The organism is Dellaglioa sp. L3N (assembly GCF_054941095.1).
This window is the reverse complement of the sequence record NZ_CM142928.1, coordinates 671,714-687,404: the sequence shown is the minus strand read 5'-3', so window position 1 is coordinate 687,404 and position 15,691 is coordinate 671,714. Positions and strand designations below refer to the sequence as shown.

The 15,691-nt window shown below is 33.5% G+C and carries 15 protein-coding genes; 3 read left to right on the top strand and 12 right to left on the bottom strand.

Annotated elements, in window-relative coordinates; genetic code table 11:
• Positions 1-31: 31 nt before the first annotated feature.
• From ACVPPR_RS03495 to ACVPPR_RS03455, 9 genes are all read right to left on the bottom strand, one after another.
• Positions 32-2,470, bottom strand: coding sequence for a DNA translocase FtsK (locus tag ACVPPR_RS03495; RefSeq protein ID WP_462304656.1), 2,439 nt, complete (start codon positions 2,468-2,470; stop codon positions 32-34).
• 57 nt (positions 2,471-2,527) lie between these two features.
• Complete coding sequence (gene ytpR, locus ACVPPR_RS03490) at positions 2,528-3,166, bottom strand: YtpR family tRNA-binding protein (RefSeq protein WP_462304655.1); 639 nt, start codon at positions 3,164-3,166, stop codon at positions 2,528-2,530.
• Positions 3,167-3,168: 2 nt separating this feature from the next.
• Complete coding sequence (locus ACVPPR_RS03485; RefSeq protein WP_462297694.1) at positions 3,169-3,627, bottom strand: universal stress protein; 459 nt, start codon at positions 3,625-3,627, stop codon at positions 3,169-3,171.
• A 14-nt stretch (positions 3,628-3,641) separates the two neighbouring features.
• Positions 3,642-3,962: a thioredoxin family protein gene (locus ACVPPR_RS03480; RefSeq protein WP_462297695.1), complete on the bottom strand. Its 321-nt coding sequence runs from the start codon at positions 3,960-3,962 to the stop codon at positions 3,642-3,644.
• A gap of 5 nt (positions 3,963-3,967) precedes the next feature.
• A complete protein-coding gene (pepA, locus tag ACVPPR_RS03475; protein WP_462304654.1) occupies positions 3,968-5,047 on the bottom strand; it encodes a glutamyl aminopeptidase in 1,080 nt (359 codons plus the stop codon).
• A gap of 195 nt (positions 5,048-5,242) precedes the next feature.
• Complete coding sequence (gene trmB / locus ACVPPR_RS03470; RefSeq protein ID WP_462304653.1) at positions 5,243-5,902, bottom strand: tRNA (guanosine(46)-N7)-methyltransferase TrmB; 660 nt, start codon at positions 5,900-5,902, stop codon at positions 5,243-5,245.
• A 73-nt stretch (positions 5,903-5,975) separates the two neighbouring features.
• Positions 5,976-6,764 (bottom strand): phosphotransferase family protein, encoded by a 789-nt coding sequence (locus ACVPPR_RS03465; RefSeq protein WP_462304652.1) that lies wholly within the window; start codon positions 6,762-6,764, stop codon positions 5,976-5,978.
• Between the two features lie 62 nt (positions 6,765-6,826).
• Positions 6,827-8,047: an ABC transporter permease gene (locus ACVPPR_RS03460; protein ID WP_462304651.1), complete on the bottom strand. Its 1,221-nt coding sequence runs from the start codon at positions 8,045-8,047 to the stop codon at positions 6,827-6,829.
• A complete protein-coding gene (locus ACVPPR_RS03455) occupies positions 8,044-8,781 on the bottom strand; it encodes an ABC transporter ATP-binding protein (RefSeq protein WP_462304650.1) in 738 nt (245 codons plus the stop codon). The genes ACVPPR_RS03460 and ACVPPR_RS03455 overlap by 4 nt, the downstream gene beginning before the upstream one ends.
• A 114-nt stretch (positions 8,782-8,895) precedes the next feature.
• Here ACVPPR_RS03455 and ACVPPR_RS03450 point away from each other — a divergent pair, with 114 nt between their 5' ends.
• From ACVPPR_RS03450 to ACVPPR_RS03440, 3 genes are all read left to right on the top strand, one after another.
• Positions 8,896-9,327 (top strand): HIT family protein, encoded by a 432-nt coding sequence (locus ACVPPR_RS03450; protein WP_462304649.1) that lies wholly within the window; start codon positions 8,896-8,898, stop codon positions 9,325-9,327.
• Positions 9,327-9,650 (top strand): hypothetical protein, encoded by a 324-nt coding sequence (locus ACVPPR_RS03445; protein ID WP_462304648.1) that lies wholly within the window; start codon positions 9,327-9,329, stop codon positions 9,648-9,650. The genes ACVPPR_RS03450 and ACVPPR_RS03445 overlap by 1 nt, the downstream gene beginning before the upstream one ends.
• 135 nt (positions 9,651-9,785) lie before the next feature.
• The gene (locus ACVPPR_RS03440) at positions 9,786-10,685 is read left to right on the top strand and encodes a peptidylprolyl isomerase (RefSeq protein WP_462297704.1); all 900 of its coding nucleotides are present in this window, start codon (positions 9,786-9,788) and stop codon (positions 10,683-10,685) included.
• Positions 10,686-10,772: 87 nt separating this feature from the next.
• On the opposite strand, the gene ACVPPR_RS03435 is transcribed toward ACVPPR_RS03440, so the two are convergent.
• The 3 genes from ACVPPR_RS03435 to ACVPPR_RS03425 are packed head-to-tail and all read right to left on the bottom strand — an operon-like array spanning position 10,773 to position 15,655.
• Positions 10,773-11,747 carry a 3'-5' exoribonuclease YhaM family protein gene (locus tag ACVPPR_RS03435; protein WP_462304647.1) on the bottom strand — a complete coding sequence of 325 codons (975 nt, stop codon included), beginning with the start codon at positions 11,745-11,747 and terminating at the stop codon, positions 10,773-10,775.
• A gap of 10 nt (positions 11,748-11,757) precedes the next feature.
• Complete coding sequence (locus ACVPPR_RS03430; RefSeq protein ID WP_462304646.1) at positions 11,758-14,448, bottom strand: ATP-binding protein; 2,691 nt, start codon at positions 14,446-14,448, stop codon at positions 11,758-11,760.
• Positions 14,435-15,655: a metallophosphoesterase family protein gene (locus ACVPPR_RS03425; RefSeq protein WP_462304645.1), complete on the bottom strand. Its 1,221-nt coding sequence runs from the start codon at positions 15,653-15,655 to the stop codon at positions 14,435-14,437. The genes ACVPPR_RS03430 and ACVPPR_RS03425 overlap by 14 nt, the downstream gene beginning before the upstream one ends.
• Positions 15,656-15,691: the final 36 nt, after the last annotated feature.

The following is a 15,691-nucleotide window of genomic DNA, read 5'->3' as shown; positions in this document are numbered from 1 at the left end:
CTCAAAATAAGGTAATATATTCAGAATGTCATTAAAATTCTGCTCTCATTCGTCTTAATTCATCTTCAGTCAAATACACATCTCGGGGTTTAGACCCTTTAGCATGTGAAACATGATGATGATTTTCAAGTTCATCAATAATATTTGCAGCTCTATTATAACCAATCGAAAAGACGCGTTGTAATTTAGAAGTGGAAATAGTCTGTTCATGTGCAATAAAATCTAAAACACCTGGTAATAAATCGTCTTGTTGCTCATTCTGATCTGCCATTTTCTTCAATCCATCTGGATTAAACGCATATCTTGGCTTTCCTTGTGTTCTAACAAAGTCAGTAATCAAATCAACCTCATCTTCGATATAGGTTCCTTGTAACCTAACAGCCTGGCTTGACCCATTACCGAGGTACAACATGTCGCCTCGGCCAAGTAACTTTTCAGCACCCGCCGTATCCAAAATTGTTCTCGAATCAATTTGACTTGATACCATGAACGCAATTCGAGTCGGAATGTTATTTTTAATGGTTCCTGTCACAACATCGACACTTGGACGTTGCGTTGCTAGAATTAAATGAATCCCTGCAGCTCTAGCCTTTTGCGTAATTCTAGCAATATAATCTTGAACTTCATTTGAAGCAACCATCATTAAGTCTGCCAATTCATCAATAATAATTAAAATATATGGCATTTTTAAGCTAAAATCACCATTTGCTTCTGCTTTTTGATTAAAGTTACCAATATTCTTAGCTCCAGCTGCAGCTAATTTCTGATAACGTTCTTCCATTTCATCAACAGCCCATTTTAAAGCCGCAGAAGCCGCTTTAGCATCTGAAATAACTGGCGCCAATAAATGTGGAATATCATGGTATGGTGCCAATTCAACAGCTTTAGGATCAATCAATAGCAACTTAACTTCATTTGGCGTCGCTTTATATAAAATAGAGACTAGTAAACTATTGATAAAGACTGATTTACCAGAACCTGTAGCCCCAGCAATCAAGCCATGTGGCATTTTTTGTAAATTAGTTACTTGCGCTTCACCAAATAAATCAACCCCTAATGCAACTGTTAATGGTGATTTATTTTCCATAAATACAGGCGACCTTAATACCTCTGAAAGTAGGACAGGTCTTGATTTTAAATTAGGAATTTCAATTCCGACACTACTACGACCAGGAATTGGTGCTTCCACACGAATATCTTTTGCCGCTAAGGCTAATTTTAAATCATCGACAAGATTAGTAATCTTGCTTACCTTAACACCAGCAGCCAATGATACTTCGAATTGTGTCACCGTTGGTCCAACTGTCCAACCATCAACTTCTGCATTAACATGAAAAGCTTCTAACGTATTATTCAACACGTCAATTTGAGAAAGAACCCAATCATCCAATTCACCAGCATTCTCTAGAATAGGATCTGGCAATAAATCAAGTGATGGAAATTGGTAGGTTGCATCCGCAATGACAATTTCTTCATCAGATTGGTCATCGTAATAACTGTCTTGTACTTCTTGTACTTCTTGTACTTCTTGTACTTCTTGTACTTCTTGTACTTCTTGTACTTCTTGTACTTCTTGTACTTCTTGTACTTCTTGTACTTCTTGTACTTCTTGTACTTCTTGTACTTCTTGTACTTCTTGTACTTCTTGTACTTCTTGTACTTCTTGTACTTCTTGTACTTCTTGTACTTCTTGTACTTCTTGTACTTCTTGTACTTCTTGTACTTCTTGTACTTCTTGTACTTCTTGTACTTCTTGTACTTCTTGTACTTCTTGTACTTCTTGTACTTCTTGTACTTCTTGTACTTCTTGTACTTCTTGTACTTCTTGTACTTCTTGTACTTCTTCATTAGTTTGATGATTCTTATCAACAGATGCAAGCTCTTCTCGTGACGAAACTTCAGGTTTATCTTTAAAAACAGATAACTCTTTTTGAGCTTCATTTTCAGAATTTGAAATTTCAAACAAACCACGAGCTAATGCATGTTTGTTATTAACAACCATCTTTCTTGGCTCTTGATTAATTTTTTCAATGCTATCATGTTGTACTGGCTTTTCTGCCACTGTTTCAGCTAAAACGGATGGCATTTCTGGTATTACTTTATCCTCAACTACTGGATCTGCAATATGGATTAATTTAGTCGACTCTGTTTTTGGCTCTTCAATCTCTGCTTCAACAAAGTAACTAGTATCCTGTTTGTCAAATAACAAATAAGTATCCTTTGCCTTAGTTAATTGCACTAAAAGCTGACGATACTCAACACTCTTATTATGTTTTTTACTCGTTAAAAATGCGGGTATTTGTTTTGGCTTGAATCCTCGAGAATAATGATTCATTTGCGAACTTTCATTTTGACTACTAGTCTCAATTCCTTTTCGTGCAAAATGATCATTACGACGAGGCACATTTTCTTCTTTTTTTATCGTTTTTTTATAAAACGCGGGTCCATCGTAACGCTCCATTAAATTCATCCTAACTATGTAAAAAACTAATTGCTAATAACCGCAATTAGTTTTTTTAAATCTATATTATGCGAATAATTTAGCTGCTTTTTCAAAATCAAAAGCATCACCAACATGATTCGTTTTTTCATCTAAAACCAAAATACCATGTGCAGTTGGAGCATTAGGGATCCCTAATTCTTGTGCTGAACTAACCATCCCATAACTGTCAATACCACGTAATTTGCCTGGCCAAATAATGGCCCCAGTTGGCATCATTGCACCAACTTTTGCGACTACTACTAATTGTCCCTGTTCAATATTAGGTGCCCCACAAACGATATCCAACATTTGATTATTATTAACCTGAATTTTTGTCACATGTAAATGATCTGAATCAGGATGTTCAGTAGATTCCGCTACATATCCAACAACAAATTTAGGATCATCATCAACGATAAGAACATCATCAAACCCAGCAGCACTGATAAGCTCGTTCAACTTATCTACTTGATTTTCATTTAAAAAGACTTGTCCATTACCTAACAAATCAGGTAATTCTTTAGAAATTTCTAAAAAATTAAAGCCTAACGTTTCATTCGATTTTTCATTAAAAATACGAACAACATTGTTTTTTAATTCTGAATTTTGTTTTTCTGCATCTTCACGTAAGACGACCATTAATGTATCGCCAACATTTTTTAAGTTATAACTTGCTATCAACATGTTTATTTTTTAGTTCCCTTCTTATCATCGCTGATGACTAAAACATCACATGGTGCATTTCTAAGAATTGCAGCTGTTGTTGACCCATTTACAAATCGTTCAACAACATTGGCCCCAGTTTGACCAACCATGATTAAATCAACGTGTTTTTCTTCTGGTATTTCACGGCTCAATAATACCTTAGGAGACCCATAAGCCAAAACAGTTTCAACGTTTTTAACGCCCTTGTCTAATGCAACTTGCTTGTAGTCAGCTAATGTCTCATTCAAACGTTCAACTTCCGTCGTAACATCATCTTCATCTTCCGAAAAGGTATTATCAATACTGTGTTCAACGACGTGCACAATTAACAAACTTGCTTCATTTTTTAAAGTACTGTCAACTGCTTGATTAAATGCACGTTCAGACTGAACACTACCATCAATGCCAACCATTACTTTTTTATAAACTTGCTCAAACATGACCATCACCCCAATTAGTTTAGTTTGTTCATAAATGCTTCGATTTGTTCTTTTGTTTTACGATCTTTATTAACATAACGATCAAGTTCAGTACCATTTTCATAGGCAACAAAACTTGGAATTCCAAAAATACCCCATTCTTGGCAAAGGTCAATTTGTTCGTCTCGATCAACTTTATAAAATTTAAAATCAGGGTATTCTGCTTCAATCTCAGGCATCATTGGTTCAATAAAATTACAATCTGGACACCAACCTGCCGTAAAGTAGAATAATGACTTCCCATTTGCTAATAATTCGTCAAATTTGTTTTTTTCTAAAACTTCTAATTTTTCCAATTTAACTACCCCCTAATGATTGTATCAACAGTCGAGCGGTCTAATCCTAAAATTGTCTTTTCAAGTAATTCTTTTGCTGCTTCGTAATCTCTAATTGAAAACATCGTTTGATGTGTGTGAATATAACGTGCGCAAACGCCAATAACAGAACTTGGAATACCATTATTTTCCATTTGAGCAGCACCCGCATCAGTCCCACCTTGAGAAACAAAATATTGATAAGGAATATTATTATCAGAAGCAGTATCTAACAAGAATTCTTTCAATCTAGGAAGTGTTACTAATCTTGGATCGTAAATTCTGATTAATGTGCCTTCACCAAGGTGTCCAAATGTGCCTTTGGTTGTTTCAATATCATTTGCTGCTGAACAGTCAACGGCAAAAAATAAATCTGGTTTCAGCATATTCACTGCACCTGGTGTTCCTCGCAAACCAACTTCTTCTTGAACATTAGCACCCGCAAACCAAGTATTTGGTAATGGCGTATCCTTTAATTTTTCAAGTGTTTCAAGCACTGCAGAACATCCATAACGGTTATCCCACGCCTTACTAATGATATTTTTACCATTAGCTGTCTTAATTGTTTCAAAATCTGGGACAATGTAATCACCTGGTGCAATCCCAAATTCTCTTGCTTCATCTGCAGATTCAAAACCACCATCAAATAGAATATCATTGATTTGTGGTGTTGCGTTTTGATGGTTATCACCACGCAATAAATGAGGTGATACCGAAGAAGAAATAATTGGATAGGTTTGACCTGAGCGTGTTGTTAATGTAAACCGTTGTGAAGAAACAACGAATGGGTTCCATCCGCCAAGTGGACGAACTGAAAATAAACCATTATCATTAATTGCAGCAAGCATAAATCCAACTTCATCCATGTGCGCAGCAGTCATAATTTTAGGTGCATTTTCAGCCGCATTTTTACGAATACCAAAAATACCACCCAAACCATCTTGGACAATTTCATCCACATTTGGTGTCATTTTTTCACGCATGACCTCACGTACATTATTTTCAAAGCCACTTGTTGCTTGAAGTTCTGTCATTGTTTTAACTAAATTAAACGTTTTATCATTCATAATTAGGAAACCCCATTTCATTTTATCTCACAATTTGGTTACAAATTTTACCATTAACTCGTTTAATATTTCTTAATTTATATTATATAATATTACCATAAAAGAAGCTAAGAATGTAGCTCAGTTACCATTTAAAGCAGTAATCATAGTCTTTTTAATTTTAAACGGTTTTTTTGCAAAAAAAATCTGGAATTCTTATTCCAGATTTTTAAGTGCTTTAAAATGTGCTTCTAATTTGTAAATAGGTTGTCCTTTTTTACTAAATTTTTCTTCATATTCAGTCATAACGTTATCTTCAGCTTCTATGCTGGCATGTAAATCAAGCCAAACTTGATCATAAGACATCCCATACTCATTCAAACTAACTAAAGAATATTCAAACAAGCCTCGATTATCCGTCTTAAATTCAAGATGGCCTTCATTTTTCATAACTTTTTCATAGCCTTTTAGAAAACTACTATGTGTCAAACGACGTTTAGCTTGTCTTGTTTTTGGCCAAGGATCTGAAAAATTCAAATAAATACCATCAACTTCATTATCATCAAAAAATTCAGTTACTGAATCACCATTACCCAAAATTAATTGTAAATTTGGAATTTGTGCTTCAACTTGTTTTTTTAAAGTAATTGCCGCAATTGTCGTTTGTAATTCAATACCAATAAAGTTATATTCTGGAAATTTTCTAGCCATCCCCATAATAAAACCACCCTTGCCCATACCAATTTCGATAAATAGGGGTTGATCTTTTTCAAATCTTGATTGCCAATTACCTTTAAATTGATTAGGTGACGTCACAAGTAATTCGGGATGTTCTGCAATTAATGGTTCGGCCCATACCTTATTTCTTAATCTCAATTTGGATATCCTCATTTCATTTTATAAAGTAAGTGGGGCTAGAACGTATTAATCGTTTTAGCCCCACTCTCTTTTAATTCATTTTCATGTTGTATTTTTGCAATTCGATAAGTGCCTGATTCATTTCATGAAATCGGCCTAACCCATGTGCTTTTTTTATTCGTTGTAAGTTGGCCATTATAATATACCAATTAATTCTGTTCAATAAATCGTTATCCTCTAATGACTCATGGTACTCACTCAACCAATCACTCCATTGGGCATTTGGAATATACTCCGACATAATCAAGCTCAAATCCATGGCTGGATCAGCAATCTTTGCTGACTCCCAATCAACTAAATACAATTGATTGGTATCAGACCGCAACCAATTTCGATGGTTCAAATCACCGTGACAGACTGTATATTCGTCCATTGATAACTTAGGTTGATGTTCATTTAACTGTTGAAACATGTCCGCCAACAAAGGATGTTTTTTTAAATCATCACTCAAATCATCAAAATAATTTGCCAACAATCCACTAGGTGTTATGACTTCCCCACCAACTTGACTCAACATATTTTTCAATTGTTTTGAACGATGAATTTTAGACAGTAACTCAGGAACCATTTTTTGATCCATTTCATCAGAATTAAGATTTCGACCATTCAACCATTCCTGCGCAGTTATTGTATCACCACTCGAAATACGTTTAGTCCAAATTAATTTTGGCGTAATACCAGCAACTGACAATGCAGCTAAAAAAGGTGACATATTTTGTTTCAAAAACACCTTTTCTTGCGCACGAGTACCCATGTATGCGGTACCTGTATCTCCACCAATTGGCAGCAATTGCCAACCGGGATCCAAATTAAAATCCATCCTATTGCTACCTCTTTTTCTCAACTAAACTCTGACCTTATAGTTTTATATTACAAACATCCTTATTCTACGTCAAGGATTTTTTTAACTCTGACAACTAAGTAGAAATGAGTAAACAGTATTATTTCGATTAAACTTACCAAAATACCATAACCTAGCATCAAAAATTGGCCCGTTCCAATATAAAGTGCACTATTTAAAAATACAGCACTTATCACTAAAATAATTAGCGTGAATTTTTTAAAATTCTTAATTTGATGGTCTTTTCCTCTTGGATACAATCTCGTAAAAATGATGTTATCATAATGCTTTGCAAAAGGAAGTAATTGAAAACCAATCAGATAAATAAACAAAGCCAAAAATGCAATTGCTAACCAATCATTTGAAATAAACGCAAGAATCAATGACCCCATTAACGTTAACCGAATGAACAAGCCACTAAATTCAGTCCCACGAATAAATCCTCTTGCATACAAGAAGGCATAAACATTTTTATCATCCTTCTTAATCCAATTTAAAATAAAATCAAGATAGGCCCTTCTTTTAACTTGGCCCTTGACCATTGGGACATCAGTGAACAAATTAAAAAAGCGATAAATTCCTAACATTCTATTTTCTTCAAAACTAATTGCTTTTTTCCAATCAAAAATTTCTTTGAAATCTTTTTTTGCCAAATAATGCAATACAAAACTGCTTAAAATAGCAATCATAAAACTCCCAACAAAACTGCCATATAGACCAAGACTATAAAGTACAATTGGAAACAAAAGATTAACTAACCCTTTATTCAGCCGACCAAATCTGTTATTTTGATACTTTTCCAATAATGAAATTGTTAGCCAATTATTTTTCAAACATAATTGCGTCAGAATTAAAAATAGACTATTTATTAATGAAATTCGCATACCAATGATCATAACCGGAATAAGTAACACAATAAACCCTAATTGCATCAAACTAGCCATAATTGTTGAATACCGTTTTGCCTTTTTTAAATAAGTAATTAACGCATACTCTTGTGGCAAAAGGAAAACAACATCCGCTTCTTTTAGCAACGTACTTAATCGACCAATTTGTAAAATCACCAATAAACCAACAATTAGAGCTGGTCGATACCAAATCAAATTAACCGGCATTACTTTTAAGCCATTAGAATAAGCCAATCCAAGTCCACCAATAAAAAACATAATTGCTACAACAAAATGATCATTTAAGACATATCGTAAATATTTCAATAGTAATAACTGGTGATTTTTTAAACGAGTTATCCATAAATCTTTCATTTTCTTACCTCATCCTTAGTTAGACCGAGATAAATTTCATCTAAAGAAGCATCAGGCTTGTTATAAGCTTTTCTCAATTCAATCATTGTACCTTGCGTTTTTATTTCACCTTTATTCAATAAAATAAACCAATCACAATATTTTTCAGCAGTAGCCAAAACGTGAGTTGACATTAAAACACTTGCGCCACGTTCCTTTTCAGCGACAATTAACTCTAGTAAATCATTAATTGCTAATGGATCTAATCCAAGAAATGGCTCATCAATAACGTAAAAGTCTGATTCTGTTAAAAAAGCACAGACAATCATCACTTTTTGCTTCATCCCTTTTGAAAAATTAGCTGGAAACCATTCTAATTTATTATCAAGTCTAAATATTTTCAGTAATTTATTAGCTTTTTTCCATGCCTTTTCCTCATCCAATCCATAAGCCATCATTGAAAGCTCTATGTGTTCTTTTAACGTTAATTCTTCGTAAAGAATCGGCGTTTCAGGAATATAAGCTAAATGTGATTTATAAGCTTGGCTATCTTCCCTTAATGTCACACCATTTAATTTAATAGTCCCTTTTTGTGGGGTTAATAACCCAATAATATGATTAATTGTCGTTGATTTACCGGCACCATTTAACCCGATTAAGCCAACAACGTTTCCAGGTTTAACTTCAAAAGAAATATCTTTTAAGACTGGTATTTGAGAGTAACCGCCCACTAAGTTTTTAACTTCTAATGTCATTTAATAATTCCCCATTTACAATTTATTTACGCCTTTGATTATATCATATTATGATGAATTATCATTCATGATGTATAATGTAAGCATTAACTAACTTTGAAAGAAGGCAAACTTATGACTGACTGTATTTTTTGTAAAATTGTTGCTAACGAAATTCCTAGTTTCACTGTGTACGAGGATGATAACATTAAAGCTTTCCTTGATATTTCACAAACAACTCCCGGACACACACTTATCATTCCAAAAAAACATGTGGCAGACATCTTTGACTATGACCAAGCACTTGCTAGTAAAGTATTTGCCAAAATTCCAATGATTGCCGCTGCGATTAAAGCAAGTAATCCAGATATTCAAGGGATGAACATTGTTAACAATAATGGTGAGATTGCTTACCAATCTGTTTTCCATTCACATTTTCATTTAATTCCCAGATACACATCAAAAGATACTTTTAAAATGTCATTCAAAGACAATTCAAAAAAATATACACCAGATCAACTTGAAACAATCAAAACATCAATCAAAAATAAGATTGGAGAAAATTAATGTCAAAAACGTTTAAACGCGTCGCCCTTTTATCAGTTCTTGGTGGCTCAGCCTACTATGTCTACATGCATAAAGATGAACTTATGACACGACTGACAGAAAAAATTGCCCAAACAAAAGAAGATTTTTCCGATTATCAAAAAGATATTAACCGTTTAACTAACGCATCAAAAAAAATGCAAGATGCAACAGACATGCTGAATAAAACGGTTGAACAAACATTACCCATTATTACTTCTATCAATGATCGTATTGATAAATTTGGCTATGAAATCCAACCAAACATAAATAAGATCACTAAAAAGTTAGAACAGTACCAATAAAAAATGGTTTGTAAAGTTTGACTTTTTTGTGAATTTTCATGCAATTACTTTCATTACAACGTAATTATGGTATATTAAGACTATTGATCTTTCATTGAAAAGACAAAAATTTTAAGAAATAGGATGTGTTAGGTTATGAAAAAATGGCTTGTAGCTTTAGCCGGCGTACTATTAACATTTACATTAGCGGGTTGTGGGAACTCAACAGTCGCAACTACTTCAGGTGGTAAAGTTACAGAAAGTGCTTACTACGATAGTTTGAAGAAAACATCAAGTGGTACATCAATTTTACAACAAATGATTTTGAACAAAGTATTGGAAAAACAATATGGTGATTCTGTTTCTACTAAAGCTGTCACAAAACAATACAATACTTATAAAGCACAATACGGATCAAGTTTCTCATCTGTTTTATCACAAAACAGCATGACAAAAGCAAGTTTCAAAGAAGAATTACGTTCTAACTTACTTTTGAAAGCTGCCGTTAAACATTACAGTGATTTAAGTACAACTGCTGTAAACAAACAATGGAAAGAATACCAACCAAATGTTACCGTTCAACGTATTCAAGTTGCTGATAAAGCAACTGCAGAAAACATCATTAAACAACTTGATAAGCAAAAAAATGCTAAAGATTTAACTGCTAAATTCACTGCATTAGCTAAATCAAAATCAACTGATACAACTTCTGCAAGTACTGGTGGTACTTTGGCTGCATTTAACAATACAGATACAACATTAACATCAGAATTCAAGAAAGCTGCATTCGACTTGAAACAAGGTAAATACACAACTACCCCCGTTAAAACAACTTCAGGTTACGATGTAATCTTAAGTGTTAAAAACGCTGGTAAAGGTAAAAAAGCCGATCATGTTTCTGACTTAAAGGAACAAATTGTTACTGAAAATATGGCCAACTCAACTAAGTTACAAAAGATTGTTGGTAAAGTACTTAAAAAAGGTAACGTATCAATCAAAGATAAAGATTTGAAAGATGTTCTTTCAAGCTACTTATCATCATCTTCTTCAAAATAGTTCAGTTAAAACATCAGATTTTATCTGATGTTTTTTTTTGCAAAAAAATAACACAATGGAAAAATTCCATTGTGTTATTTAGTAAAATTAATTATTTGGCACATCGTTATTAAGATGCGGCTTATAGAAATTACGACCATCCATCCCAAAAATGCGTTCGGAAAATTCGCCCTCTTCTGTATGAGCTAATGATCCCTTCAACATTTGGATTGATGCATCTATATTATCAATTTGATGTAAAATATCCGCTTCAATCAAATGTGGTTGCACTGGTGATCCATATTCGAGCAAACCGTGGTGAGCAAGAACAACGTGACGTAATAAAATCATGTCTTCTGATTCAAGATTAATTTTCAACTCACCAGCCGCTTTAACAATTTCTTCATCAATCAACACAATATGCCCAATCAAATTACCCGCCAAAGTATAGGTTGTCGCAACAGGTCCTGATAATTCGATTGTTTTACCTAAATCATGCAAAATAACCCCTGAATAGAGTAAAGGTGCATTAATCACATCACCGTACTCAGCAACGATTGATTTGGCAAGTCTTAACATCGAAAGTGTATGGTATGCTAGTCCACCAGAAAATGCATGGTGATTTTTCTTTGCAGCAGGATAGCTAAAAAAGTCATCATGTTTTTCAGTTATCAAATACCGCACAATTCGATTCCAATTTGGAGTTGTAATTTCAAAAATGGTTTTATTAAATTCTTCTTCCATCTCATCTTTTTTCATTGGTGCACTAACAACAAATTGACTTGGATCATTAGGTTCGCCCTCTTCAGTCAATCTCATATGATAAATCTTCATCTGTGGATTATTTTGGTAAACTTCTCGTTTTCCTTTAATGAAGGCAACTTTTCCTGTTTGAAATTGTTCAATTGCTTCAGGTGTCGCGTCCCAAAGTTTAGCACTAATTTGACCGGAACTATCTTCAAAATTAAAGGCAATAAATTGCTTATTATTTTTTGTATTTCTAACTTCTGCGCTCTTAATTAAAACAAACAACGCAACATTTTCATCAACTTTGTATTCAAATATTTTCTTTTCTTGTGCCATGTCCATCCTCCTATAACTCGATTATCTTATCACTATCAAATTCAGTTAATCCTGAATCATCGGCTGTTAAATATATAACTTGAACTGTCTCACTTATTTCTCGTATAAGTCGTAACACAGCATTTCTTCTGTTTTTATCGAAATTAACAAACCCATCATCAATAATCAATGGTAATTCTACTGATTCATTAATTGTCATAACTAAGGCAAATCTAAGTGCAATATAGAGCTGTTCTGCTGTTCCTTGCGATAATTCGCCTATTTCAAATGATACCATATCAGAAGAAACAACCGTTAATAATCCCATTGAATTATTTATTTGTGTGAAACGCCCTAAGGTTAATAATTCAAAGTAATGATTGGCTAATTTAATCATTTGTGGCATTCTAACACCTGATGAATCCTGCAACGCCTCATTAATCCAATTAATAGTGAGTTTTTGAGTTAACCATTTATCTGCTAACTCGCTCAGAACAGTTACTTTTTCAGCCAGATTTTGGCGTAACTCTGTATAATTTCCTTCTACTTTTAAAGTCTGTAACGCCGTTTTTTGGTCAATAATGGTCTGATTTATATGCACTATATCATTTTGAATTTGAGTTGCTTGCTCTGTGAATTTAGCTAATTGTTCATTCAGGCTTGCCTCGGATTCAAACGTATCAAGTTCTTTTCTGACCTCCATAGGTAGTTGCGCATTAATAGTATCCAATTTAGATTTATCTTGAATAAATTGTTTTTGTGAATCATAATTTTTTTCAAACTGATCAACTTCAGTTAGCTGATACTGTGTCAATAAGTCATTGATTTGATTTGAAATATCATTATGTATCTTATCTTCATGCTTTTTTTGCTCATCTAAATAACTCATTTTATTTTTAATCGATTGTGATTCAGCAATTAATGGTTTTAATTTATTATTAAAAATCCTAATTCTACTTAAGCCATCTGATAACTCATTTTTATTGATAGCTAAAAAACTATCAGCAAAATCCGCTTGATTTAAATAAGTCAGTATTGCCTCTGACAGACCATCAATCTCTGCAGATTTTTGATTAACTTGACTCGTTAAAGACCCTAAGCGATTTAAATCATTTTGCATTGGAAGCCACTGATTTCTTGGAAAATCTGTTAACCCATATTGCATTTGGTAATTAGTCAGTTCAACCTCTGTTTGATTCAACTGCCCTGTTAATTCATTTATTTTCAATTGAGTTGTATCAATCTCCGCCGTAAGCGTCTGCAACTCAATTTGAGATTGCGTTAACTGTGTTGGATTCGATTTGTTTTTTGAATTATGCTGTTTAAATGCATATATGGTATATACAATTGCTATAACTGTTCCTAACCATCCTATTAATTTTGATGGGTTAAAAATCAATATACTTAAGACAATTGCAATATCTATTGCACCCATTACAATCATTTGTTGCATAGACCATTTACTTTTTTGGGGGATATTTTCTTGATTAATTTTTTGATTTAGCGCCAAAACATCTTGTTTTTTTGCAAATTGACTTTGCTCAATTTTTTGTAAAGTTGCTTTATTACTTTCTTCAAGCTTAACTAAGTCGACAACTTGCTTAAGATCACTTGTACTAAACACTGTTGGCATTATGCCTTGAGAATTTTGATATTGAATCGTTAATCGTTCTTGTTCAGCCAACAACTGATTCAAGTTTGTCTGCTCCAATAACATTTTATCTAATCGTTGCTGGTTCTCAGACAACTGAGTAAACAAAGTGTCAAAGTCACTTTGATTCGCTTCATAAAAATTGATTAAATTTAAAGCCGCTAAATTTTCTTGCTCACTAGCCACACTATGATCAATTGATTTTAGTCTTTCGTCATTCACTTTTTGCTTACCTAACAAGTTTTGCATCGTTTGATAATTGTCATTGGAAATCATTTCATTTCCATCAACTTGTTTTAACTCATTCACTAATGCTCTTGATTGTGCATAAATTAACCAATTTTGTTTTAACTGTTCATAACGTTGTTGGTCTTTTGTTAGTTTTTGTTGGGTTACTTGTAATTCTTTAACTGCTTCTTTATTTTGATCCAACTTTTTCTGCGTTGCAACATATTCTGGAAACTTCTGTTTAGCATGATTTATCTTATCAACTAAATTGTTGTATGCTGCAATTTCCTTATTTAACTCAGTTACGCGACCAGCTGGTTTATAGACATGATCTGCATTTTTTTGAATTTGTTTAGTCAATTCTAGCCATTCTTGACTACCAACTGCACCCATAGTCGTTAAGTATTCATTCAAATCTTCATTTGTTAAATCAAATACTTGATTCAATGCTTGCTGATTAAATGAAAATACTTGATTATACAGATTTTCATCTACTGGTTTTAACCATTCCTGCAATTGATTACTTGCGACCTTTGCACCAGTCTGGCTGTTGACAATAGCTACCTTGCCACCGGCTTTCCCTTGTGTCCGTGTTAATCGATAAGCAACATCTTCAACCAATAATTCTAGTTCTCCGCCATATGTAGAGGCATCTTTAGGTAAATACTGTTGATATTTCTTTTTCGCAGTAGCAAATCCAAACAACATACTTAACATAAAAGTTGTTAATGTTGATTTACCGGCTTCATTTAACCCAAAAATAACTTGATTCGTTTGACTAAAATCAAATACTTGATCATGCCATTTTCCAAATCCATAAATCGTAACTTTAGTTATTTTCATTTTTACGGCCCTCAATTGCTTGATTTTCACGAAGCAATACTTTCGCACTTTCTTGTAATTCTGATAAGTGTCCATTCCCTAATAAGTATGTATTTAGTTCTGGAATTTGTAATAATTTATCAGCTAACTCAGTCATTTTATCGTTCGTAAACACACGCTTTGCGCTTTCTTCCCAGTACTCTTGGTCAATTGACTCAAAAGTCACTTTTTCATTAACTAACATTTTTATTTTAACAAGCCAATAATAATTATCCGGCGTATGTTTTTGAATCCAAGCCGTCAATAAATCACCATTTTGAATTCGATTTAATAATAAGTCACTAAAATCATCTAAATCAGTTAATTGTATTACCATTAAGTACGCTTTATCTTCAGAGAATTTTTGACATTCGGCATCAATCTCATCAATTGCATCTGACAAGGAATTAATGGTTGCCATAGAGACATCAACTGTCTCCCAATCAATCGTAGAGGAAGTAACAAATTCAGGCACCAATTTACTTCCCTCACTACTTACCAAATAAAAGCCCTTATCGCCTGATTCTTTACGATGACGGCCCTGCGTATTCCCAGGATAGATAACTGGGGGCATTTCATTTAAAACTTGTCGTACGTGAATATGGCCTAATCCCCAATAATCATAATTTTTCTGTAGTAATTCTTTAACCGTAAATGGCGCATAACTTTCAACTGAAGTTGAACTCACACCTTCATTTGCACCATGTATTAATCCAATATGCCATTTTTCATTACCACGTATTGGGTAATCAGCAATCTTTGAAGGCTCCCATCTGTGCGCATAGCTAAATCCAGTTAATTGCACCTCATCGCCATTTTTTAAAAGATGGGTCACGGTTTCAACTTCACTTGTAAATAACGTTACATTTGGCGGAAAAGCTAAATGATTTTGACTATTATCAGAAAAGTCATGATTACCAAAACTTAAATAAACGGCTATCCCCGCTTTTTGAAGTCGTTCACACTGATCAATCAATGTCGTCTGTGCCATAATACTCATCTCGTCTGAATCATATAAATCACCAACTAAACAAACGAAATCAACTGATTCCTTGATAGCTGTATCTACAAGATTGCTCAGAGCTTTAAACGTTGACTGATAAATTGAATCCATTAATTGATTAGGCACATTTTTTAATCCGCCAAAAGGACTATCCAAATGCAAATCAGCTGCATGAATAAATTTCATCTTTCCACTCCTTTATAAAAAAAGCCTGGCACAAAA